Source organism: Nocardia kruczakiae NBRC 101016 (genome assembly GCF_001612965.1).
Lineage (GTDB): Bacteria > Actinomycetota > Actinomycetes > Mycobacteriales > Mycobacteriaceae > Nocardia > Nocardia kruczakiae.
Map to the genome: position 1 here is coordinate 1 of NZ_BDBL01000033.1, position 21,778 is coordinate 21,778.

The 21,778-nt window shown below is 67.8% G+C and carries 19 protein-coding genes; 8 read left to right on the plus strand and 11 right to left on the minus strand.

Annotation, left to right across the window (positions count from 1 at the left end):
• Both NK1_RS23020 and phoU read left to right on the plus strand, forming a co-directional pair.
• Positions 1-1,859 (plus strand): LCP family protein (locus NK1_RS23020; protein ID WP_063011820.1); only part of this gene is annotated, 1,859 nt, incomplete at its 5' end.
• 98 nt (positions 1,860-1,957) lie between these two features.
• The gene (gene phoU / locus NK1_RS23025; RefSeq protein WP_063011822.1) at positions 1,958-2,629 is read left to right on the plus strand and encodes a phosphate signaling complex protein PhoU; all 672 of its coding nucleotides are present in this window, start codon (positions 1,958-1,960) and stop codon (positions 2,627-2,629) included.
• 67 nt (positions 2,630-2,696) lie between these two features.
• Here phoU and NK1_RS23030 read toward each other — a convergent pair whose 3' ends face one another.
• The 7 genes from NK1_RS23030 to NK1_RS23060 form a co-directional block, all read right to left on the minus strand.
• The gene (locus NK1_RS23030; protein WP_063011824.1) at positions 2,697-4,337 is read right to left on the minus strand and encodes a DHA2 family efflux MFS transporter permease subunit; all 1,641 of its coding nucleotides are present in this window, start codon (positions 4,335-4,337) and stop codon (positions 2,697-2,699) included.
• A gap of 209 nt (positions 4,338-4,546) precedes the next feature.
• Positions 4,547-5,323 (minus strand): phosphate ABC transporter ATP-binding protein PstB, encoded by a 777-nt coding sequence (pstB, locus tag NK1_RS23035; RefSeq protein ID WP_036497807.1) that lies wholly within the window; start codon positions 5,321-5,323, stop codon positions 4,547-4,549.
• A gap of 19 nt (positions 5,324-5,342) precedes the next feature.
• Positions 5,343-6,242 carry a phosphate ABC transporter permease PstA gene (gene pstA, locus NK1_RS23040; protein WP_063011827.1) on the minus strand — a complete coding sequence of 300 codons (900 nt, stop codon included), beginning with the start codon at positions 6,240-6,242 and terminating at the stop codon, positions 5,343-5,345.
• Positions 6,242-7,213: a phosphate ABC transporter permease subunit PstC gene (gene pstC, locus NK1_RS23045; protein WP_063011937.1), complete on the minus strand. Its 972-nt coding sequence runs from the start codon at positions 7,211-7,213 to the stop codon at positions 6,242-6,244. The genes pstA and pstC overlap by 1 nt, the downstream gene beginning before the upstream one ends.
• Before the next feature lie 104 nt (positions 7,214-7,317).
• Complete coding sequence (gene pstS / locus NK1_RS23050; protein WP_063011829.1) at positions 7,318-8,430, minus strand: phosphate ABC transporter substrate-binding protein PstS; 1,113 nt, start codon at positions 8,428-8,430, stop codon at positions 7,318-7,320.
• A gap of 228 nt (positions 8,431-8,658) precedes the next feature.
• On the minus strand, positions 8,659-9,639 hold the full coding sequence (gene mshD / locus NK1_RS23055) for a mycothiol synthase (RefSeq protein WP_063011831.1): 981 nt from the start codon (positions 9,637-9,639) through the stop codon (positions 8,659-8,661).
• Between the two features lie 56 nt (positions 9,640-9,695).
• A complete protein-coding gene (locus tag NK1_RS23060; RefSeq protein ID WP_036497800.1) occupies positions 9,696-10,469 on the minus strand; it encodes a winged helix-turn-helix transcriptional regulator in 774 nt (257 codons plus the stop codon).
• Positions 10,470-10,770: 301 nt separating this feature from the next.
• On the opposite strand from NK1_RS23060, the gene NK1_RS23070 reads away from it, so the two are divergent.
• The 6 genes from NK1_RS23070 (at position 10,771) to NK1_RS23095 (ending at position 15,033) form a co-directional block, all read left to right on the plus strand.
• A complete protein-coding gene (locus NK1_RS23070; protein ID WP_039776089.1) occupies positions 10,771-11,577 on the plus strand; it encodes an LmeA family phospholipid-binding protein in 807 nt (268 codons plus the stop codon).
• Positions 11,574-12,020: a thioredoxin family protein gene (locus NK1_RS23075; protein WP_063011835.1), complete on the plus strand. Its 447-nt coding sequence runs from the start codon at positions 11,574-11,576 to the stop codon at positions 12,018-12,020. The genes NK1_RS23070 and NK1_RS23075 overlap by 4 nt, the downstream gene beginning before the upstream one ends.
• A gap of 359 nt (positions 12,021-12,379) precedes the next feature.
• Positions 12,380-12,865: a DUF4395 domain-containing protein gene (locus NK1_RS23080; protein ID WP_063011837.1), complete on the plus strand. Its 486-nt coding sequence runs from the start codon at positions 12,380-12,382 to the stop codon at positions 12,863-12,865.
• A gap of 64 nt (positions 12,866-12,929) precedes the next feature.
• Positions 12,930-13,763: a sulfurtransferase gene (locus NK1_RS23085; RefSeq protein WP_036497794.1), complete on the plus strand. Its 834-nt coding sequence runs from the start codon at positions 12,930-12,932 to the stop codon at positions 13,761-13,763.
• A gap of 6 nt (positions 13,764-13,769) precedes the next feature.
• Complete coding sequence (locus NK1_RS23090; RefSeq protein ID WP_036497793.1) at positions 13,770-14,075, plus strand: DUF1416 domain-containing protein; 306 nt, start codon at positions 13,770-13,772, stop codon at positions 14,073-14,075.
• Between the two features lie 214 nt (positions 14,076-14,289).
• Positions 14,290-15,033, plus strand: a complete 744-nt coding sequence (locus tag NK1_RS23095) for a heme-binding beta-barrel domain-containing protein (protein WP_063011839.1) — start codon at positions 14,290-14,292, stop codon at positions 15,031-15,033.
• 352 nt (positions 15,034-15,385) lie between these two features.
• Here the strand turns inward: NK1_RS23095 and cydC are convergent, their stop codons facing one another.
• From cydC to NK1_RS23115, 4 genes are read right to left on the minus strand one after another with little or no spacing between them, the layout of a single operon-like run.
• Complete coding sequence (cydC, locus tag NK1_RS23100; protein ID WP_157104399.1) at positions 15,386-17,251, minus strand: thiol reductant ABC exporter subunit CydC; 1,866 nt, start codon at positions 17,249-17,251, stop codon at positions 15,386-15,388.
• Entirely contained in the window at positions 17,248-19,218 is a 1,971-nt protein-coding gene (gene cydD, locus NK1_RS23105) for a thiol reductant ABC exporter subunit CydD (RefSeq protein WP_063906091.1), read from the minus strand. The genes cydC and cydD overlap by 4 nt, the downstream gene beginning before the upstream one ends.
• Positions 19,219-19,224: 6 nt before the next feature.
• On the minus strand, positions 19,225-20,286 hold the full coding sequence (gene cydB / locus NK1_RS23110) for a cytochrome d ubiquinol oxidase subunit II (RefSeq protein ID WP_063011841.1): 1,062 nt from the start codon (positions 20,284-20,286) through the stop codon (positions 19,225-19,227).
• Between the two features lie 10 nt (positions 20,287-20,296).
• Positions 20,297-21,745 (minus strand): cytochrome ubiquinol oxidase subunit I, encoded by a 1,449-nt coding sequence (locus NK1_RS23115; protein WP_063011843.1) that lies wholly within the window; start codon positions 21,743-21,745, stop codon positions 20,297-20,299.
• Positions 21,746-21,778 lie beyond the last annotated feature (33 nt).

The following is a 21,778-nucleotide window of genomic DNA, read 5'->3' on the forward strand; positions in this document are numbered from 1 at the left end:
AACCCGCGGTGGGCACACGCCCGTCGGCCGCTCCGGTTCCGCCGGGTACGGCCGCGGACCCGCGCCGCGCAGCGGGCGCATCCGATCCCCGCGCAGCGTCGAAGCCGCAGGCTCAGCGACCGGATTCCGCCGCAACGCGCAGTGCCGCACCGGTTTCCGCCGATGCCCAGCAGACCGCCGTCTACCGTGCCCCCGCTGCCGAGAGTCCGGCCGATCGACCTGCCACCGCCAAGGCGCCCGTCGCCGACGAGGTGACCGACCAGTTGCCCGTACCCGACGACGAATCCGGCACGGAGGCAACGGCTTCGGCGGGCCCCGAGACGGTCGGCAAGCCGCCGTTGTCGCGGCTGGCGGCGAGCCGGCAGCGCAGGCGCCGGCGTACCCGGCTCGCGGCCCGGGTGACCACGTCGATGTGCGCGGTTCTGGCGCTGTTGCTGACCGGTGTCGGCTGGAACTACCTGCGCGCCACCGACAACGGGTTCACCCAGGTGTCGGCGCTGGACGAGAATTCCGCCGACATCATCGATCCCGGCGGCCAGACCGGTGACGAGAACTTCCTCATCGTCGGCACCGACACCCGCGCCGGCGTGGACAGCTCGCTCGGCGCCGGCACCACCGACGACGCCGAGGGCGCCCGGTCCGACACCGTGATGCTGGTGCACATTCCGGCGAACCGCTCGCGCGTCGTGGCCGTCTCCTACCCCCGCGACCTCGACGTCAGCCGCCCCGAATGCGAGGGCTGGGACAACGACAAGGCCAAATACACCGACGCGAAATTCCCCTCCGCGATCGGCGACAAGCTCAACGCCACCTACGCCCTGGGCGGGCCGAAATGCCTGACCAAGGTGATTCAGCGGCTGTCCGGCCTGAAGATCAGCCACTTCGTCGGCATCGACTTCAGCGGTTTCCAGTCGATGGTCGACACCATCGGCGGTGTCGAGGTGTGCACCAACCGCCCGCTGGTCGACGAGGAGCTCGGCACGGTGCTGCCGAATCCGGGCCGCCAGATCCTCAACGGCCCGACCGCGCTGGACTACGTCCGCGCCCGCCACGTCCAGGGCGAGGAGCGCAGCGACTACGACCGCATCCACCGCCAGCAGCTGTTCCTGTCCTCACTGCTGCGCAGTGCGCTGTCCTCGAAGGTGCTCTTCGACATCGGCAAACTCAACGGCTTCATCAGCGCGTTCAGCAGCCATGCCTTCATGGACAACGTCAACACCAAGGATCTGCTGATGCTGGGCCGCTCATTGCAGAAGGTGAGTGCGGGCGCGATCACGTTCCTGACGGTGCCGACCGCGGGCACCACCTCCTACGGCAACGAGATTCCCCGCGAATCGGATATCAAGGCGATCTTCCAGGCGATCATCGACGACCAGCCGCTGCCGGGCGAGAAGAAGGCACCGGAGCCCTCCAAGGCCGCTCCGGTTCCGGCCCCGCCGCAGCTGACCGCAGTGGACCCGAACACGGTGTCGGTGCAGGTCTCCAACGGTTCCGGAGTGACCGGCGTGGCGAGTACCGCGGCGACCAGGTTCGCGGCCGACGGCTTCCAGATCTACAACGTCGGCAACTACTCCGGCGGGACGATCGACAACACCACGGTCCGCTATTCGGCTGGTCACGAGGCCGAGGCCGCGACGGTGGCCTCGGCGTTGCCGGGCGCGAAACTGGCCGTGGCATCGAATCTGGGCAGCATCGTGGAGGTGGCCCTCGGCGCGGACTTCTCCGGCACCGTCGGCACACCGACCGCGTTCGGGTCGCCGGTGCCCGCCCCGGCCGGAGCCACCGATGCCGCCGCGACGCCGGTCACACTCCCCTCCGACCTCGAGCACGTCAACGCGGGCGACGACCTCTGCAAGTGAGCCGCGCTCACCTGCGACGACAGCGCACGTCTGCCTGGCACCGACGATTCACCCACCGTTCGTGACTTGGTCAGAGCCGGGAACTAGTCTTTGGTTTCATGCGTGTCATCTACAACGAACAAATGGCCGAACTCGCCGATCTTCTGGGTGAGATGGCCGGACTGGCCGGTTCGGCCATGGAGCGGGCGACCCAGTCGCTGCTGCAGGCCGACATCTCGCTGGCCGAACAGGTGATCACCGAGTACGACCGGATCGCCGAGATGATCGCGCAGGCCGAGGAGAAGGCGTTCGCGCTGCTGGCGCTGCAGGCGCCCGTGGCCGGCGACCTGCGGCAGGTGGTGAGCGCCATCCAGATCGTCTCCGATGTGAATCGGATGGGTGTGCTGGCGCTGCATGTGGCCAAGGTGGCCCGCCGCCGGCACCCGAACCACGCGCTCCCGGAATCGGTGAACGGCTACTTCGCCGAGATGGGCCGCATCGCGGTGAATATGGGCGCCGCCGCCAAGGAGGTCCTGGAGACGCGCGATCCGGAGCGCGCCGCGCAACTCAACGAGGACGACGAGGCGATGGACGATCTGCATCGCCACCTGTTCTCGCTGCTGATGGACCGGGAATGGAAGTACGGCGTGGCCGCCGCCGTCGATGTCACGCTGCTGGGCCGCTACTACGAACGCTTCGCCGACCATGCGGTCGAGATCGGCCGCCGGGTCGTCTTCCTCGTGACCGGTGTGCTGCCGCCGGACCCGGACGCCGCGAGCGAGAAGATCTGAGCAAGTGCCGTTCGCCCGCCCGGGCGGAGGCCGCTGCCCGTCCGGCACGCGGACGGGCAGCGAGGTGTCATGTGCTGCTGACGGTTTCGGCGTCAGCCCGGGTGTCCTCCGTGGTTCGGCCCAGCAGTAGCGACGCGCCGCGCTGAGGTTTCCAGGGCAACAGCGCCGCGACGAGCGCCGCGCAGACCAGCAGGGCGCCGACCGCCGCCCAGGATGCGGCCGTCGAGCCGGCGAGGGCGGCCACCTTCATGGCATGTACCAGATCGGCTTTCGCGCCGGCGAAGAACGGGCTGATCGGTGTCTTGACGATCTCCAGCACGCTGATCGGAGTGTCTCGGGCCAGGCTCTTCTGGGTCGGATTCATGATCGCGTCCGGGATCGCGTCGATGCGGGCGCCGACCCGACCGGTGTAGACGGAGGTCATGATCGAGCCGAGGACGGCGACGCCGAGGGTGCCGCCCACCTCGCGGGTGGTGTCGTTGACCGCCGACCCGGCGCCCGCCTCCTCGATCGGCACCGCACCCATGATGGATTCCGTGGCCGGCCCCTGCACGACGCCGAAGCCGATGCCCATCAGCACCATCGAGACCAGAACCGTTCCCAGATAGGGAGTTTCGACGGTCACCCGGCCCGCGAAGAACATCCCGGCGGCCAGCAGGAGCAGACCGCACACCACGGTGGCGGTGGTGCCGATGCGCTGCGCGGCCAGGGTCGCCAGGGGCGCGCCCAAACCCACCGCTGCCGCGAAAGGCAAGGAGTGGATACCGAATTCGAGGGCGCTGAACTCCTTCACCCCCTGGAAGTACTGGGTGATCAGGAACAGGAATCCGAAGGCGCAGAAATACGAGACGGTGATCGCCAGGGCCGGAATCGAGAAGCGCCGGATCCGGAACAGCCGCATGTTCAGCACCGGTGATTCGACCCGCAACTCCCAGATCACATACAGCGCAAGCAGAATCAGCGAGAGCGCACAACCGCCGACGCTGCGCCCGGACAGCCAGCCGTGCTTCGGCGCCTCGATGATCGTCCACACCAGCGTCGTGACCGCCACCAGCGAGAGGCCGATGCCGAGCACATCGAGCCGGCCGCTGTGCCCGGCCCGCGATTCCGGGACGACGACGAGCACCGCCGCGATCGTGATCGCCGCGATCGGCACATTGATCCAGAACACGGCGTGCCAGCTGAAGTATTCGAGCAACCACCCGCCGGTCACCGGTCCGATCGCCACCGCGACACCGGCCATGGCGGTCCACAACGCGATGGCCGCGGCCCGGGCACGCGCCTCCGGGAACAGGTTGATGATCAACGCCAGCGTCGCCGGGAAGACCGCGGCGGCGAAGACGCCCATGCCGGCGCGCGCGGCGATCACCTGGCCGAGGCCGGAGGACATCGCACCGGCGGCCGACATGACGGCCACGCCCGCCAGGCCGATGATCATCAGTCGGCGGCGGCCGTAGCGGTCGCCCAGGTGGCCGAGCGGCAGCAGCAGTCCGGCGAACGCCAGGGTGAACGCGTCCACGATCCACTGCAGTCCGCTCATCCGGGCCTGCAACTGCACCGCCATCGAGGGCAGAGCCACATTGACCAGCGTGTTGTCCAGTACGACCAGCAGTTCGGCCAGACAGATCGCGATCAATGCGAAGATCCGCATCCGCGTCGCGATCGGAATCCCCTGCTGGGCTACTGGTCTCGCCGTTGACACCGTCATCCCGCCTCCTGACTATAACGATCGGTTTAGTTCAGGAGGAAGATAACTGTTACCGAGAGTGTCAGACAACCGACTACGGTAGGAGATGAGCGAGCACACAACTCGGGGATCACTGTGATGCACGCCATAGCTAGGTTCGTGCGTGCGACAAGAGAAACCCCGTCCCACCGGGGACGGGGTTGGCTCGGAGCGGCGGGCGAGGCCCTACATCACCCGAAGCGGCCGGAGATGTAGTCCTCGGTCGCCTTCTGCGTGGGGTTGGAGAAGATCCGCTCGGTCTCGTCGATTTCGATGAGCTTGCCGGGCTTGCCCTGGGCCTCCAGGTTGAAGAACGCGGTCTGGTCACTCACCCGCGCGGCCTGCTGCATGTTGTGGGTGACGATGACGATCGTGTACTCCTTCTTCAGCTCGGAGATCAGATCCTCGATCGCGAGCGTGGAGATGGGGTCCAGCGCCGAACACGGCTCGTCCATCAGCAGCACGTCGGGCGAGACCGCGATCGCGCGGGCGATGCACAGACGCTGCTGCTGACCGCCGGACAGGCCACCGCCCGGCTTGTCGAGGCGATCCTTCACCTCGTTCCAGAGGTTGGCGCCGCGCAGCGAGCGCTCGGCGACCTCGTCGAGTTCCTTGCGGTTGCGCACCCCCTGCAGCTTCAACCCGGCCACCACGTTGTCGCGAATCGACATGGTGGGGAACGGGTTCGGCCGCTGGAACACCATGCCGATGGTGCGCCGCACGCCGACCGGGTCGACCGCGGAGCCGTAGATGTCCTCACCGTCGAGCAGCACCGCGCCCTCGACGCGAGCATTCGGCGTCACCTCGTGCATGCGGTTGAGCGAACGCAGCACCGTCGACTTACCGCAACCGGACGGACCGATGAAAGCGGTGACGCTGCGCGGCAATACGGTCAGCGACACATCGGATACGGCGTGGAATTTGCCGTAGTAGATGTTGAGATCTTTGACGTCGATCCGCTTGGCCATTGTCGTATTCCGTTCGCTTCTATCGATTCCGCGTGAGCAGTTTGTTGACCACGGCCGCGCCGATGTACAGCAGGGCGATGATCAGGATCAGCGTCAGCGACGCGCCCCACACTCGCATCCGGCCGGCCGCTTCCGGGTTGGCCAGTTCCTGGTAGATCATCAGTGGCAGCGACGCCATATTTCCGTTGAAGATGTTGGTGTTGATCGACTTCGAATAGCCGACGAGGACCAGCACCGGCGCGGTTTCGCCCATGACGCGGGCGACCGCGAGCAACATACCGCTGATCATGCCGGGCAGCGCGGTCGGCACGACGATCCGCAGGATCGTCTTCCATTTCGGAATGCCCAGCGCGTACGAGGCCTCGCGCAATTCGTCCGGCACGAGTTTGAGCATTTCCTCGGTACTGCGCACCACCACGGGCAACATCAGCAGCACCAGAGCCAGCGACACCGCGAAGGCCGACTGCGGGAAACCGAAGGTGGCGATCCACAGCGCGAAGACGAACAGCGCCGCCACGATCGAGGGCACACCGGCGAGGATGTCGACCATGAAGGTGGTCGTCTTCGCCAGCCAGCCGCGACCGTATTCGACCAGGTAGACCGCGGCCATGATGCCCAGCGGCACCGCGATCACCGCGGCGACCGCCGATTGCACGATCGTTCCGTAGATCGCGTGGTACACACCGCCCGCGAACTGGTCGGGCAGCACGCCCTTCTGCGATTTGGACCACCAGCCGCTGCTGACGACCGCGTGGAAACCCTTGTTGAGCACCAGGATCAGCACCCAGCCCAGCGGCACCAGCGCGATGCCGAAGCACAGCCACATGACCGAGGTGGCGATATTGTTGCGGACCTTGCGGCCCAGGCTCACGTGGCGGAACGTGGGCGCCTTGATCGGCTTGTCCAAGGTGGTGGTCATCACCCGTTCACCTTCCCGCCGGCGGCGATCCGAGCCAGGGCATTGACGATGAAGGTCAGCGCGAACAGGACGAAGCCCGCCGCGATGTAGGCGCCGGTAGGCAGCGCCTGGCTGAATTCCGAAGCGGCCGAGGCGATCTTGGAGGCGAAGGTGTAACCGCCGTCGAACAGCGACCAGTGGCCGGGTGTCGCGGCGGTACGCAGCACGATCAGCACCGCGATGGTTTCACCGAGCGCGCGGCCGAGGCCCAGCATGGAACCGGCGATCACACCGCTGCGGCCGTACGGCAGCACGGTCATCCGCACCACCTCCCATTTGGTGGCACCCAGGGCCTGCGCGGCCTCGATGTGCGCACGGGGAGTCAGGTGGAAGACCTCGCGGCTGACCGAGGTGATGATCGGCAGGATCATCACCGCGAGCACGACACCGGCGGTGAAGATCGTGCCACCACCGCTGATGGAGACGTTGCCTTCCTTGAACAGGAAGAACCAGCCCAATTTGTCGTTCAGGAATTGCTCGAAGGGCGCCAGCTTCTGGGCCAGCACCAGGAAACCCCACAGACCGAACACGATCGAAGGCACCGCCGCGAGCAGATCGACCAGCATCGCGAACGGACGCGACAACACCTTCGGCGCGTACTGCGTCAGGAACAACGCGATACCGACACCGAGCGGCACGGCGATCAGCAGTGCCAGCAGCGAACTCAGCACCGTGACCATGAACAGGTCGCGAATGCCGAAGTGCATGTTGTCGGCATTGGTGACGTTGAACTCGGCGCTGGTGAAGAAGTTCGCCTTGTTCGCCGCCACCGACGGCACCGCGCGAATCAGCAGAAACAGCGCGATGAGCGCGATCGCCGCGACGATCGTCGCCCCGGCGGCCGTGGCCAGGGAACGGAAAACGGTCTCCCCCCGGCGGCTGTGGCCGCCGGCGTTGCGACCGGCCGGCTTATTGCTCGACTCACTCGGCATGGAGGAAGTATCTCCCGGCGGGACTTCATTGCCCGTCCGCGGGCCGGTCGAATCCGACTGGCCCGCGGCGGTGACTTCGTCGTGGACGGTCATGGGTTTCGCAATCAGGAGATGGCGTTGATCGCGGTGGTCAGCTTGGTCTTGAACGCATCCGGGATCGGCACGTAGCCGGAGTCCTCGAGGCCGTTCTGACCGTTGGTGATCGCCGAGGTCAGGAACGCCTTGACGGCCTTGCCGGTGTCGGCGTCGGCGTACTTCGAGCACACGATCTCGTAGGTGGCCAGCATGATCGGGTAGGCGCCCGGATCGGTCGGCTTGTAGAACGACTTGGTGTCGATGATCAGGTCGTTGCCCTCGCCGACGATCTTCGCGGAGGCGATGGCCTTACCGGCCGACTCCGTGTTGAGCGCCACCGGCTTCACGGCCGCATCGGTGATGATCTGCGCGGTGGACAGGTTCTGCGACCGCGCGAAGGACCACTCGTTGTACGTGATGGAGCCCTTGGTGCTCTTGATGGCGGCGGAGGTGCCCTCGTTGCCCTTCGCGCCCTCACCGATACCGCCGGCGAACGCCTTGCCCGCACCCTTGCCCCACGCGCCGTCGGAGGCGGCGTCCAGGTAGCGCTGGAAGTTGTCGGTGGTGCCCGACTCGTCACTGCGGAAGATCACATGGATCTGGTCCGACGGCAGGTTCACGCCCTGGTTCAGGCCCTTGATCGCCGGGTCGTCCCACTTGGTGATGGTGCCGTTGAAGATCTTCGCCGCGGTCGGGCCGTCGAGGGTCAGGTTGGTGACACCGTCGAGGTTGTAGGTGACGGCGATCGGACCGAAGACCGTCGGCAGGTTCCAGGCCGGTGCGCCACAGCGGTCGGCGGCCTTCTTGGGCTCGTCCTTCTTCGGGTCCAGAGCCGAGTCCGAACCACCGAAATCGGTCTGGCCACCGACGAACTCGTTCACGCCGGCGCCGGAGCCACTGGAGGTGTAGTCCAGCTTCGCGCCGTCGCAGTTCTGCTCGTAGGCGGCGATGAAGCGGTCCATCGCGTTCTTCTGAGCGGAGGATCCGCTGGCCTTCAGAGCCTTCTTGCCACCACAGGCCACATCGACCTTGGTGGTGTTACCGGTCGCGGCCGAGTTGTCGTCGCTACCACAGGCAGTCAGTGTCAGAGTGCCGGCTGCTGCCAGCACGCCGAGGAGAGCGCCGCTGCGCTTGAAATTCACCTGTTCCTCCGGGAAACGCTTCGTACGCGTCCGATCCCTCAACGACCGGACGAGTCCAGTGGGTGGCCGTTCGCAGAGAACTTGCGCACCGAGCAGCGAATGCCGCCCACGATCAAAGTAGATTCGTCCGGTTGACAGCGGGACCTGGGCAAGTGAACGCAGAGTGAACAACCCGGCGCCATTGCGGTTCGAACCTGTGAGATTTGCCGCAGCGTTACTGTGGGCGAATCACCGGGCGGTGTAGGCGGCGTCGATGTGGGCCGTCTCGAACCCGAGACGAGTGTAGGTGTGCACGGCCGCGGTGTTGTCGGCCTCGGTGTAGAGGATCACCGCGCCGAGACCCCGATCACGCAGATAGTGCAGACCCGCGAGGGTGAGCACGCGCCCCAGACCGCGGCCCTGAGCGGCCGGGTCGATGGCCACTACATACACCTCACCGACCGTGTCCGAGGTTTCGTCCGGGTCGTGCACCTTGGTCCAGTGAAAGCCCAGGATATGCGAGGGATCCGCGGGATCGGCGGCGATGAACAGCCCCTTCGGGTCGAACCAGGGCGCCGCCCGCCGGACCGCGATCTCGGCCTCGGCCCAGCCACCCTGTTCGGGATGCCAGTCGAAGGCGGCGTTGTTGACCCGCAGAATCTCCGCATCGTCGGCGGGCCCGGCATAGGTGCGCAACAGGATGTCGGCGGACACCTCCAATTCCGGTAGCTCGACGGTTGCCCGATCGCCGTCCGGAGCCTGGGTCAGGGCCCGTCGCATCTGCCACAGCTCCCGCGCGACGGTCAGTCCGAGCCGCCCCGCGACCGCCCGCGCCGGCGCCAGATTGCCGTGTGCCCAGATCCGCGCACCCGGGCCACCCGCGTCGAGGGCCGCGGCGACGAGCGTCGCGCCGATCCCGCGTCCGCGCACCCGCGGATCCACGACGGCCTCGGCCATCGCCGGGTGATCACCGTGCGCGGGAACGAGATTCGCGTACGCGACGAGTTCCCCGTCGCGCTCGACGGCGAGGTGCCGCGTCCGCCCGACCGGCGCATCGGTATCGGTATCGACATCGGCCCGCCCGGATGCGGTCACCGAGAGCACCGCCTGTTCGGAGATCGGCGCGACTGCGTCGGCGGCACCCGCGCGTTCCACCAGGTCCACGATCTTCGCCGCGGTCGCTGGGGCCAATTCGGTGGTCCAGTCCGGCACCTGCACGCTCACACCCATCCCTCGCTCATCCGTTCACGTCCGCCGGCAGCGGCGTCGCGGTGATCCCACCGGCCTCAGGAAGGACTGCCGTTGACCTGGGTCAACTGATTGTCGTCGGCGCCGTCGTCGCCCTCGTCCGGTATGCCGGCCGCCTGCTCACCGCCCTTGTTGTTGGCCGAGCGCGCCGGCCGGACCGCCTTGTAACCGACGTTGCGGACGGTGCCGATCAGCGACTCGTATTCGCTGCCGAGTTTGGCTCGCAACCGCCGCACGTGCACGTCGACCGTGCGGGTGCCGCCGAAGAAGTCGTAGCCCCAGACCTCCTGCAGCAACTGCGCGCGGGTGAAGACCCGGCCGGCGTGCTGCGCGAGATATTTCAGCAGCTCGAATTCCTTGTAGGTCAGGTCGAGCGGGCGGCCGCGCAACCGCGCGGTATAGGTGCCCTCGTCGATGACCAGCTCGCCGAGCGTGATCTTGCCGGTGTTCTCCGGACTGGCCGCACCGCCGTTGCGGGCGACCAGCAGGCGCAACCGGGCGTCCAGTTCCGCGGGGCCGGTTCCCGGCAGCAGAATGTCGTCCAGCCCCCAATCGGCGTTGACCGCGACCAGACCTCCCTCGGTCAGCACCGCCACCACCGGCACCGAGGAACCGGTGCTGCCGAGCAGTCTGCACAGTCCGCGCGCGGCGGCCAGATCGGTGCGGGCGTCGACCAGAGCCACATCCGCGGTTCCCGCCTCGAGCAGCGACGCCACCTCGGTGGGCGCGGGCCGCACATTGTGCGGCAGCAGCGCCAGCGACGGCAGCACGGCTTCCGGGTTCGGATCGGAGGTCAGCAGGAGCAGCTCCACCGGCTCTCCTCCCAATCTGGCATGTCCGCGGGCAACCTCGACGTCATTCGCGAATCCATGCGCGTCGGCACAGGTAATTCGTGCCTACATTAGCGCGTGCGGGGCCCCGATCATGTATTCCGCACTCGCACGGGGACCAGCGGTGATGTCCACCGCCGGGACCACACCCGCGCGCCCCGCGCCGTCCGGGCAGATATCTTCGTACCGGGTAGCCTCTCCTCGGGACACCCACGCCTGGCACCCCTCCGCGCGCGACCGCTGCGTACCGCGCGCCCGGACGGCCTGAACTCGGAGCATGTGGATGAGAAAACTGATCGTCGGGCTGCTGCTGGTGGTCGCGATCGCCGTAGTGGTCGATTTCACTGCGGCGGCCTACTCGGAGTACCGGGTTTCGCGGTCGCTGCGGGCCGGCGGTGAACTCAGCGCCGATCCCGAAGTGACCATTCACGGATTCCCGTTCCTGGCCCAGACCGCGCGCGGCGACTACCGCAACCTCGAGATCCGGGCGCGCGCGAACCGCCCCGACATTCCCGGCGAAATCCTGGTCGAAGCCACGCTGAACGGCGTCCACCTGTCGATGCACGATCTGGTGGACAACGACATGCGCTCGGTGATGGTCGACCAGGTGGCCGGCCGGATGCGAATCGAACCGGTCGAACTGGGACGGCTGTTCAACATTCCGGACCTCGAGGTGGTCACCCGCCCGGCCGACAAATCCGACGGCACCGGTGGTTCCGGTGGCTCCGGCATGACCACCCAGGGCGCGCTGGTGCTCACCGGCACCATCCAGCTCGGACCCGAGACCCGCAGTACCGATCGGGTCAGCGTGAAGGCCGATCTGTTCCTCGACGGCGATCAGATCAAACTGGTCGCCACCGACCTCTATCACGGCGGCGTCGACAGCAACGCCCCGACGACCACCGCCGCCGAACTGGGTCCCGACCTGGACAAGGCCGCGGTCCTGGCCCGCTTCACCCGCACCATCGACACCAAGGATCTGCCGTTCGGGGTGCCCCCGAAGAAGGTGCAGGCCATCGGCGGCAATATCGTGGTAGAGGGGGAAGGGGAGAATATTCGCATTGATATGGACAGGTTTGCCCGACCATGATTGAACTCACGATTCTGGCCGTCGTCCTGCTGGCCGGGGTGGCCGCGGGTATCGCCCTGCGCTACCGCGAGGGCCGCGTGCGGACGGCCGCGACCACCGAGATCGCGGGTTCGCGCACCGAACTGCTCAGCGCCGTCGGTGTCACCGAGGCGGTGCCGGCCGTTCTGCACTTCTCCGCCGAATGGTGCGGCCCCTGCGCCGCGGTCCGGCGGGTCGTGGCCGGCGTGGTCGCCGATCTGGCCGATACCGTGCGGCCACCCCGCGACGTCGAGATCGATATCGACGCCGAGGCCGAACTCGCGCGCGAACTCAACGTGCTGTCGCTGCCCACCACCTTCGTCTTCGATGCCGACGGGCGTGAACGGTTCCGGATCTCCGGTGTGCCCAAGGCCACCGATCTGCGTAGTGCCCTTGCGCCGCTGACGGTTCCCGAGGCGGCCTGAACCTCCTGCTCACGAGGGTTTTCCGAGCATCGTTGCGCGCGGCGTGGGAGCCGTCCCCGCGCCCGGCGCCAGGTCGAGTTTCGTACCCCGGGTCCAATTCCCTCCCGAAACCGGGTAAACTGCTTGGCGTGCAAACCCGCCGAGAGCTGATGCTCACCCGACGCCGCACAGTCGATCTGTGCCGCCTCGGCGGTTGTTGCTGCCTGTGCATGTAGCCGGTCGGCCTTTCGTATCCCTGCCGCCGACCGGTTTTCCCACCGCGTGTGAGATCTCGTCGATCCCCCGGTGATCCGACCTATCTGACGGATAACCCGCAACCGGATAAGCCAGATAAGCCTTCCTTCAGCGCAGGAGCCCCCGTGCCTCAGAACACCAACTCACCCACCGGTCAGGTGGACGTCCGCGGACCGCGGTTCGCGGCGTGGATCACCACCGGTGTCCTCGTGCTGGTCCTGATCGTCTCCGCCTTCTCCACGGCCGCCGCGGCGGTGCTGATCGCTCTGCAGGCGATCGTCTTCGCCCTCGGCGCGCTGTACGGTCCGCGGCGCAGCCCCTACGGGTGGTTGTTCGCCACCTTCGTCGCGCCGCGCGTCGGCCCGGCGACCGAGACCGAGCCGGTGCCGCCGCTGCGGTTCGCGCAGCTGGTCGGCTTCGTCTTCGCGATCGTCGGCTTCGCCGGCTTCGCGGCCGGATCCGGCGTGGTGGGCGCGATCTTCACCGCCTTCGCACTGTTCGCGGCGTTCCTCAACGCGGCGTTCGGAATCTGCCTGGGCTGCAAGATCTATCCGCTCACCCAGCGGTTCACCTCGCGAACCCCGGTCGCTTCGAGCAACTCGACGAACTGACCGGCCCCACAATCCACCGTTCATCTCTCCACATACCCCGGCAAGTCACATCGAAAGGAACAACATGGCTCGCTCCGATGTCCTGGTCTCCGCAGACTGGGTCGAAGAGAACCTCAACACCCCCGGCGTCGTGATCGTCGAGGTCGACGAGGACACCTCCGCCTACGACACGGGCCACATCGAAGGTGCCGTCAAGCTCGACTGGAAGAAGGATCTGCAGGATCCGGTTCGGCGTGACTTCGTCAACCGGGAGCAGTTCTCGGATCTGCTGTCGGCCCGCGGTATCGGCAACGACGACACCGTCGTTCTCTACGGTGGCAACAACAACTGGTTCGCGGCCTACGCGTACTGGTACTTCAAGCTGTACGGCCACCAGAACGTCAAGCTGCTCGACGGCGGCCGCAAGAAGTGGGAGCTCGACGCCCGCCCGCTGTCGACCGATGCGGTGACCCGTCCGGCGACCACCTACAAGGCCTCCGAGCAGGACCTGTCGATCCGCGCCTTCCGCGACGACGCCATCCAGGCCATCGGCGTCAAGAACCTCGTCGACGTGCGTTCGCCCGACGAGTTCTCCGGCAAGATTCTCGCTCCCGCGCACCTGCCGCAGGAGCAGAGCCAGCGTCCCGGCCACATCCCCGGCGCCATCAACGTGCCGTGGAGCAAGGCCGCGAACGAGGACGGCACCTTCAAGTCCGACGAGGAACTGGCTTCCATCTACAAGGAAGCGGGCCTCGACGGCGAGAAGGAGACCATCGCCTACTGCCGCATCGGTGAGCGCTCGTCGCACACCTGGTTCGTGCTGCAGGAGCTGCTGGGCCACAAGAACGTCAAGAACTACGACGGGAGCTGGACCGAATACGGCTCCCTCGTCGGTGCACCGATCGAGTTGGGAGCGTAAATAGATATGTGTGCAGCACCTACCCAGGGTCAGGCCCTTCCGGCCAACGTCGACACCGAGAAGGAGACCGTCCTCACCGGACGCGTCCTCGATGCGGACGGTAACCCGGTAGGCGGCGCCTTCGTCCGCCTGCTGGACTCGAGCGACGAGTTCACCGCCGAGGTCGTGGCCTCCGGCACCGGTGATTTCCGCTTCTTCGCCGCGCCCGGCACCTGGACCATCCGGGCCCTGTCGTCGGCCGGTAACGGCTCGGCCAAGGTCAGCCCCGAAGGGGCGGGCGTCCACAACGTCGACGTGAGCGTCGCCAAGTAACACGACGCGGAGCGTCGCCGGCAGGCGCCGGAAAACTGCGCTCATCGCACGCGAACGGCCCCGGGATTCGTTTTCCCGGGGCCGTTTTCGTCTTCGCCGAGCGGGTCGTTAAACTCCGATATGTGGTCTTAACCTTCGAGATTCTGCTGGTCATCTGCTCCGTGCTGATCGCCTGGTTCGGGCTGTACGTCCTCTACCGGCTCTTCACCGAGTCGTGACCGATTCGGCGAGCGAGAACGTCGAAAACGCAGCGACCAACGGTCACGCCTCACAGGCGCACGCCGAGGGCCGCGAGCCCGATGACGCGGCTCGCCGCAGTCCCGATGACGCGGCTCGCCGCAGTGGCGACGAGGCGGTAGCCGACGCTGCCGAGCGCGCCAAATCCACCGGCGGCCGTAACATCCCGCAGCTGCCGGGTCTGCCGCTGCCCGAGGACACCGCGAATCTGCGGCTGGGTCCCGATCTGAGCGCCTCCATGCTCGCGTTGCTGCCCCTGGTGGGCGTCTGGCGCGGTGAAGGCGAGGGCAACGATCCCGAGCGCGGCGGCGACTACCACTTCGGGCAGCAGATCATCGTCTCCCACGACGGTGGCGACTATCTGGCCTGGGATTCCCGTTCCTGGGTCATCGACGCCGAAGGCAACTACTCCGGCCCCGATCTGCGCGAAAGCGGCTTCTGGCGGGTCGGCATCGACGGCGACGACGAGGTCATCGAACTCCTGCTGACCCATAGCTCCGGCATCGTCGAACTCTTCTACGGGCAGGCCCTCACCCAGTCGTCCTGGGAACTGGCCACCGATGTCGTCATCCGCAGCCAGTCCGGCGCGGTGGTCGGCGGCGCCAAACGCCTGTACGGCATCGTCGAAGGTGGCGACCTCGGCTACGTCGAGGAACGAGTGGAAGCCGACGGCGCGCTGAAGCCGCGCCTCTCCGCCCGCCTCCAGCGCTACATCGGCTGAGCCGAGCCCAAACCCGAATACGGGACGAGGCGGAAACGGGTACGGCCCCCGAGCCTTACCGCGGAGATGCGTCTCTCGCGGTCCCGGTCGGACAAACCGGGGGCTCGGGGGCCGGGTGACTGCCTTGGATTAGTTCAGCGCTCGCGCGGGGACCGAATCCACTGCAGCGGGCCGCGGTACGGGGACCGCGGCTGTGGCGCTCAACCGGCAGCCACCTCACGCGTCCTCTGAATATTCATTCTTCGAACCACCTCCTTTCCCGTGTACAGACGAAACTACCGGCCGTGGACGCGGGGCTGCAACGGATTTTTCGCAGAGCCGAATTCCGGCGCCGACCTGGGCGTTCGCCGGGTCAGGCGGGGACGCGGCGAGTGATCGATATCTCGCCGCCGGGTGCGACCGTGACCACGGTGTCGGCGCGGTGGTCGGGGGGCAGCTGGTGGGTGACGACGACCACCGTGCGGTCCGGGTCGACGAGACCGCTGGTTTCGTCGAGCAGTGCGCGCAGCAGTTCGGCGCCCGCCGCCGCCTCCATATGTTCGGTGGGTTCGTCGAGCAGCAGGGTGTCGGCGGGGGCGACGAGTGCGCGCGCCAGCAGCAGACGGCGGCGCTGCCCGCCCGAGAGTGCGGCCGCGCCGCCGACCAGATCCGTGTCCACACCCTCCGGCAGGGCGTCGAGCCACGGACCGGAACCGACCGCGCGCAGGGCGTTTTCGGCCTCCGCATCGGTCACGTCGCCGCGGGCCACCCGGAGATTCTCCAGGACGGACGTGCCGAAGACGTGGGCGTCCTCGGCGAAGAAGGTCCGGCCGGGGCGCGGTGTGTCGAACAGTCCGGCCCAGCTCATCAGCAGCGTCGTCTTACCCGCCCCGCTCGGGCCGACCACCGCGATCCGGCGGCCCGGCGGAAGGTCGGGCAGCGCGCGAATCAGGCGGGCACCCAGGTCACCGGACGCGTAATCGGCCGGCGCCGAGGCATTGTCATCGGTGGCGACAGCCCGCGCCGGCTCGGCCGGGTCGAGGGCACGAATGCGGCGCAGGGCGGCGCGGCCCTTGGTGAGGGCTTGCGCCGCGGCGGGCAGCACCGCCACGGCCTCGAATGCCGACAGCGGCAGCAGCACCAGTATCGCGAAGGCCATCGGGGTGATGCCGCCGGCCGGCGCGGGTTGCAGCGGCTCGGCCGGCGCGCCGAAGCCGTTGCCGTACAACATGATTCCGATGAGCAACGCGCCGAGCACACTGGCTCCGACGGACAGTGGAGTCGCCGCGGCGGCCCAGGCGCTGCGTGCGGCCGCCCGGTCCTCGGCGCGTACCGCGCGTGCCGAGGCGGTCGTGGCTGCCGTCATCGCCGCGTCGAGCCGGCCGGCGACCCGTAGCTCGGCGGCGTGATCGAGCACGGTGACGGCCGCGGCCCGGAACTCGGCACGATCGGATTGCACGGCCAGTTCGGCGTCGCGCGCCGCCCGCGCGGACAGCCAGGGCGCGAACCCGCCGGAGACCAGCAGCGCGACCGCGAGGATCACACCGGCAGGCACGGAAATGGTGGCGAGCAGGGCGACGGCGGCGAGCGAGAGCAGGATCGCCGCCGCGATCGGAACCACCGCCCGCACGACCACGGCGCCCAGGTCATCGACATCCGCGCCGATCCGGGTGAGCAGATCGCCCCGGCGCAGCAGACCGGTCCCACGTCCGGCATCGCTACCCGGACGACCGACTTCTCCCTCAGGTGACAGGCCGGTGGGCCGACGTTGCGGCTGCTCGGCTCGGCCGCCATCGCGCGAGTCGCCCCCGCCCTCACGCGGCAGCGTGGACGACGAACCAGGAGCGCCGTCGGCGACGCGTTCCGTCGAACCGGTGAGATCGCTCTCGGACCGGCTGTCGCGTCGCAGCGTCCAGAAATCGGCGCGGGCGAGGGCCGCGTACACCGACGTACGGGCGGTGGTCATCGCGCGCAGTGCCACGTCGTGGGTTGCCAGCCGCTCGATGTAGCGGAACAGCCCGCGGGAGATTCCCAGCGCCCGCACCGCGACCACGGCGACGCTGAGGTCCAGCACCGGCGGCATCTGCCACGCCCGGGCGATCAGCCAGGCCGCCAGCGCCGCCAGCGCGAGTCCACTGCCCAGCGCGATCGTCCCCCAGCAGATCGATACGACCACGCGCCACGGAGAGATCTCCGAAACCCGCCGCAGCTCTCGCAGTTCGGCCCACAGGGATTTCACGGCGTCCACTCCCCCGTCCTCGTCCGGCCGGCTCCGATCGGCGCAACGGGCGTGCCCGATGCGTGCGCATCTCCGACGTCGTCGCTCGCCCGAGAACCGCCGGACCCGTCGATCGGTGGCTGCGCCCGACCACGATCGAGCTCGGCCGACTCCCGTTGCGCGCCATGAAATTCCGCAGGGTCCGACTCCGTCCGCGCGTGGACCTCGATGATGTGATCGGCGATGGCGAGCACCGTCGGACGGTGCGCTACCACGACGACCGTCGCACCCGCGCGGGCCCGTTCGGTGAGGGCGGCGAGAACGGTGGCTTCGCTGCGCTCGTCGAGATGGGCGGTGGGCTCGTCGAACAGCAGAATCGGGCGGTCGGCGGCCAGCACGCGCACCAATGCCAGGCGTTGGCGCTGGCCGAGGGACAGGCCGAGGCCGCCGGGGCCCACCACGGTGTCCCAGCCGTCCGGAAGTTCGGCGAGGACGGCGTCGAAACCCGTTGCCGCGCAGGCTCTGTCGACGGCTTCGGCACGGCGGGCAGCGTCGCCGCCCTCACCACACCCGGCGTCGCGGGCTCGGGCGCCGAAGAGTTCGAGGTTCTCGCGCAAGGTGCCGGGCAGCAGCACCGGGCGTTGCGGCAACCAGGCGATATGCGACCACCAGGCGTCCGGATCGAACTCGCCGACCGGGCGCCCGCCCACCAGAACCGCACCCCGGTCCGGTGACATCACAGCCGATATCACTTGCAGCGCAGTCGATTTCCCGCTTCCGTTGCGGCCGGCCAGAGCGGTCACCGCCCCCGGACGCAGCATCCCCGACAATCCGGCGGGTGCGTACCCGTCCCGCGCACGCACCCACACATCACACAGCTCGATATCTCCGGTCCCCGGTTCGACCGTCACCGGCACTCGCGCCGCGGGCGGCTCGCCGGATCGCCGAGCGGTGGGGGCGTCTGCTCGCGCAGGTCCGCTGGGCGCGGGGACCGCCACCGAGCCGTCCGGGTCCAATACCGCGAAAGCCCGTTCGGCAGCAGCCATTCCGTCCTGCGCGGCATGGAATCTTTCCCCCACCGCACGCAGCGGCAGATAGACCTCCGGCGCGAGAATCAGGCCCAGCAGGCCCGCGTACAACCCCATATGCCCGAAGACCAGCCGCATGCCGATCGACACGGCGACCAGCGCCACGCACAGGGTGGCCAGCATTTCCAGCACCATCGACGACAGGAACGCCATCCGCAGGGTGGCCATGGTCCGCTTGTGCAGCGCCTCGCCCAGCTCGCGGACCCGATGCCGCATGGTCGGCGAACCGCCTTCGGCCGCATCGGTTTCCCGGCCGAGCGCCCGCAGCGTCGGCATCCCGGCGAACAGGTCGAGCATCTGGTCCGACAGCCGGGTGGTGGCGGCCAGGGCGTCGGCGGCACGGCCCTGGGTCATCAGCCCGATCAGGATCATGAAGATCGGGATCAGCGGCAGCGTCACCAGGATGATGGTCGCCGCGGTGAAGTCGTGCACGGCGATCACGGTCAGCACGATGGGCGGTACCAGCACCGCGAGCAGCAGCGCCGGCAGATAGCCGGTGAGATAGGCGCGCAGACCGCCCAGTCCGTCGCCGACCACCACCGCGAGTTCGGTACGCCGGCTTTCCATGTCGCGCGGCGGCAGAGCGGCTCCTGCGGCCAGCACGGAATTCTCCAATTCCGCGACCACCTGCGCGCCGGCCCGATGCGCCAGCCGCGACTGCCACCAGCTCGCCAGCGTCCGCACCGCGACCGCCGCCGCCAGGACCGCCAGTTCGGTCGTCCACGCACCGACCGTGCGCCGGCCGGGATCGGTGATGACGCCCGCCGCGATCCGGGCCAGCATCAGCGCCGCGACCACGATGCCCGCCGTGATCACCAGCGACAGTCCCACGCTGATGATCAGGTAGCGGCGGGCCGAGCGGGCGTGGCGCCACAGCCGGGGATCGACGGGTCGGGCCATCGGGACCTACCGCGCGCCGCTGCGCATCGACAGGCCGATGGGCGCGGGGATCTGCTCGACGGTGATGCGCTTGCGGAACACCCAGTACGTCCAGCCCTGGTAGATCAGCACGACCGGGGTCAGCACCACCGCGACCCAGCTCATCACGACCAGCGTGTAGTGCGTGGACGAGGCACTGACGGTGGGATGCCCGTCGACCATCCGGCCGTCGACGGTGAGCCCGTAGGCGGCGTCGATGGTGGACGGCAGCACGTACGGGAACAGCGCACCGAACAGCAGCACGATCGCGGCGATCACGGTGACGGCGGTGCCGGTGAACGCCCAGCCGTCACGGTGCCGCAGCACCGCGCCGCCCGCGAGCAGCAGGCCGAACACCGCCACGCCCAACGGAATCCACGTCCAGCCCTGGCCGTGGGCCGACTGCGTCCACAGCGCGAAGGCGCCGGCGACCACGGTGGCCGGCAACCAGACAACCCGGGCGATCCGTTCGGCGCTCTCGCGAATCTCGCCACCGGTCTTCAAGGCGATGAAGACCGCGCCGTGCAGGATGAACAACAGCAGCAGCGTCAGGGCGCCGAGCAGGCCGTAGGGGTTGATCAGGCCGAGCAGACCGCCCTCGATCTGCTTGTGCGCGTTGAGCTGTACCCCGTGCACGATATTCGCGAAGGCCAGCCCCCACGCCAGTGCGGGCACCCAGGAGCCGAAGACGATCGCGGCGTCACACCACCTGTACCAGCGCGGATCGTGGATCTTGCCCCGCCATTCGATCGCCACCGCGCGCACGATCAACGCCACCAGAATCAGCAGCAGCGCCAGATAGAAGCCGGAGAACAGGCTGGCGTACCACTCCGGGAAGGCGGCGAACATCGCACCGCCGGCGGTGATCAGCCACACCTCGTTGCCGTCCCAGACGGGCCCGATCGTGTTGAGTACGGCGCGTTTTCGCGTTTCGTCGCCGCGGCCGATGATCGGCATCAGTATGCCGACGCCGAAATCGAAACCCTCGAGCACGAAGTAGCCGGTGAACAGGACACCGATCAGCAAGAACCAGAATTCGGGCAGACTCATCCTCGGCTCCTCAGTACGCGAACGAAAGCTTTTCGACCGCAGGCGTTTCCGTCTCGGTGGGTGGTGATTCGGGCCCCTCGATCACGTAGCGCCGCATCAGGAAGAACCACACGACGGCCAGGGCGCCGTACAGCACGGTGAAGACGATCAGCGAGGTCAGCACCGTGCTGGCGGTATGCCCGGAGACGGCCTGCTGGACGGTCATCCGAATGGCAGGGTTCCCGGTCGGATTCGGCGCGACCACCCAGGGCTGGCGGCCCATTTCGGTGAAGACCCAGCCCGCGCTGTTGGCAAGGAACGGGGTGGGGATACAGATCAGGCTCAGCCATTTGAACCAGTTCTGATCGGGCACCCGTCCGCGCCGGGTCATCCAGAAGCCCAGCACAGCGATGGCCGCCGAGCCGATCGCCCAGCCGATCATGGCGCGGAAGGTCCAATAGGTGACGAACAGGTTGGGCCGGTAGTCGCCTGGGCCGTACTTGTCGTTGTAGCTGAGCTGAAGGTCCTTGACACCCTGCAGCGTGACGTCGCTGAACTTGCCCTCGGCGAGATACGGCAACACCCCGGGCACCTCGATCACGTGGGTGACGCTGTCGCAGTTGTTGTGCGTGCCGACGGTGAGCACCGAGAAGTCCGGATCGGTTTCGGTGTGGCACAACGATTCCGCCGAGGCCATCTTCATCGGCTGCTGTTTGAACATCAGCTTGCCTTGGATGTCACCGGTGAACACCAGCGCGATACCGGCGATCACGATCACCCACATACCGCAGCGGGCGGCCGGTCGCCACATGCTCCGGGCCTCGGCGAGCAGCTCCGGATGGCCCGAGCGGGCGTTGCGGACCATCCACCAGCCGCCGATACCGGCGACGAAGGTGCCGGCCGTGAGGAACGCGCCCGCGACCACGTGCGGGAAGGCCGCCAAGGCGGTGTTGTTGGTCAGCAGCGCGCCGATGCTCTCCAGTTCGGCGCGGCCGGATTCGGGGTTGTAGCGGGCGCCGACCGGATGCTGCATGAACGAGTTCGCGGCGATGATGAAGTAGGCGGAGGCGTTCACGCCGATCGCGACCAGCCAGATCGTGGCCAGGTGGACCAGTTTCGGTAGCCGCGACCAGCCGAAGATCCACAGGCCCAGGAAGGTCGATTCCAGGAAGAACGCGGCCAGGCCCTCCATGGCCAGCGGGGCGCCGAAGACGTCGCCGACGAAGCGTGAGTATTCGCTCCAGTTCATTCCGAACTGGAACTCCTGCACGATGCCGGTGGCGACGCCGAGCGCGAAGTTGATCATGAACAACTTGCCGAAGAACTTCGTCAGCCGGTACCAATGATCCTTGCCCGTGATCACCCATGCGGTCTGCATCCCGGCGACCAGGGGCGCGAGGCCGATGGTGAGCGGTACGAAGATGAAGTGATAGACGGTTGTGATCCCGAACTGCCAACGTGAGACGTCGACGACATCCATCCGGCGGCCTCCTGTGTCATGCGGGACATCCAC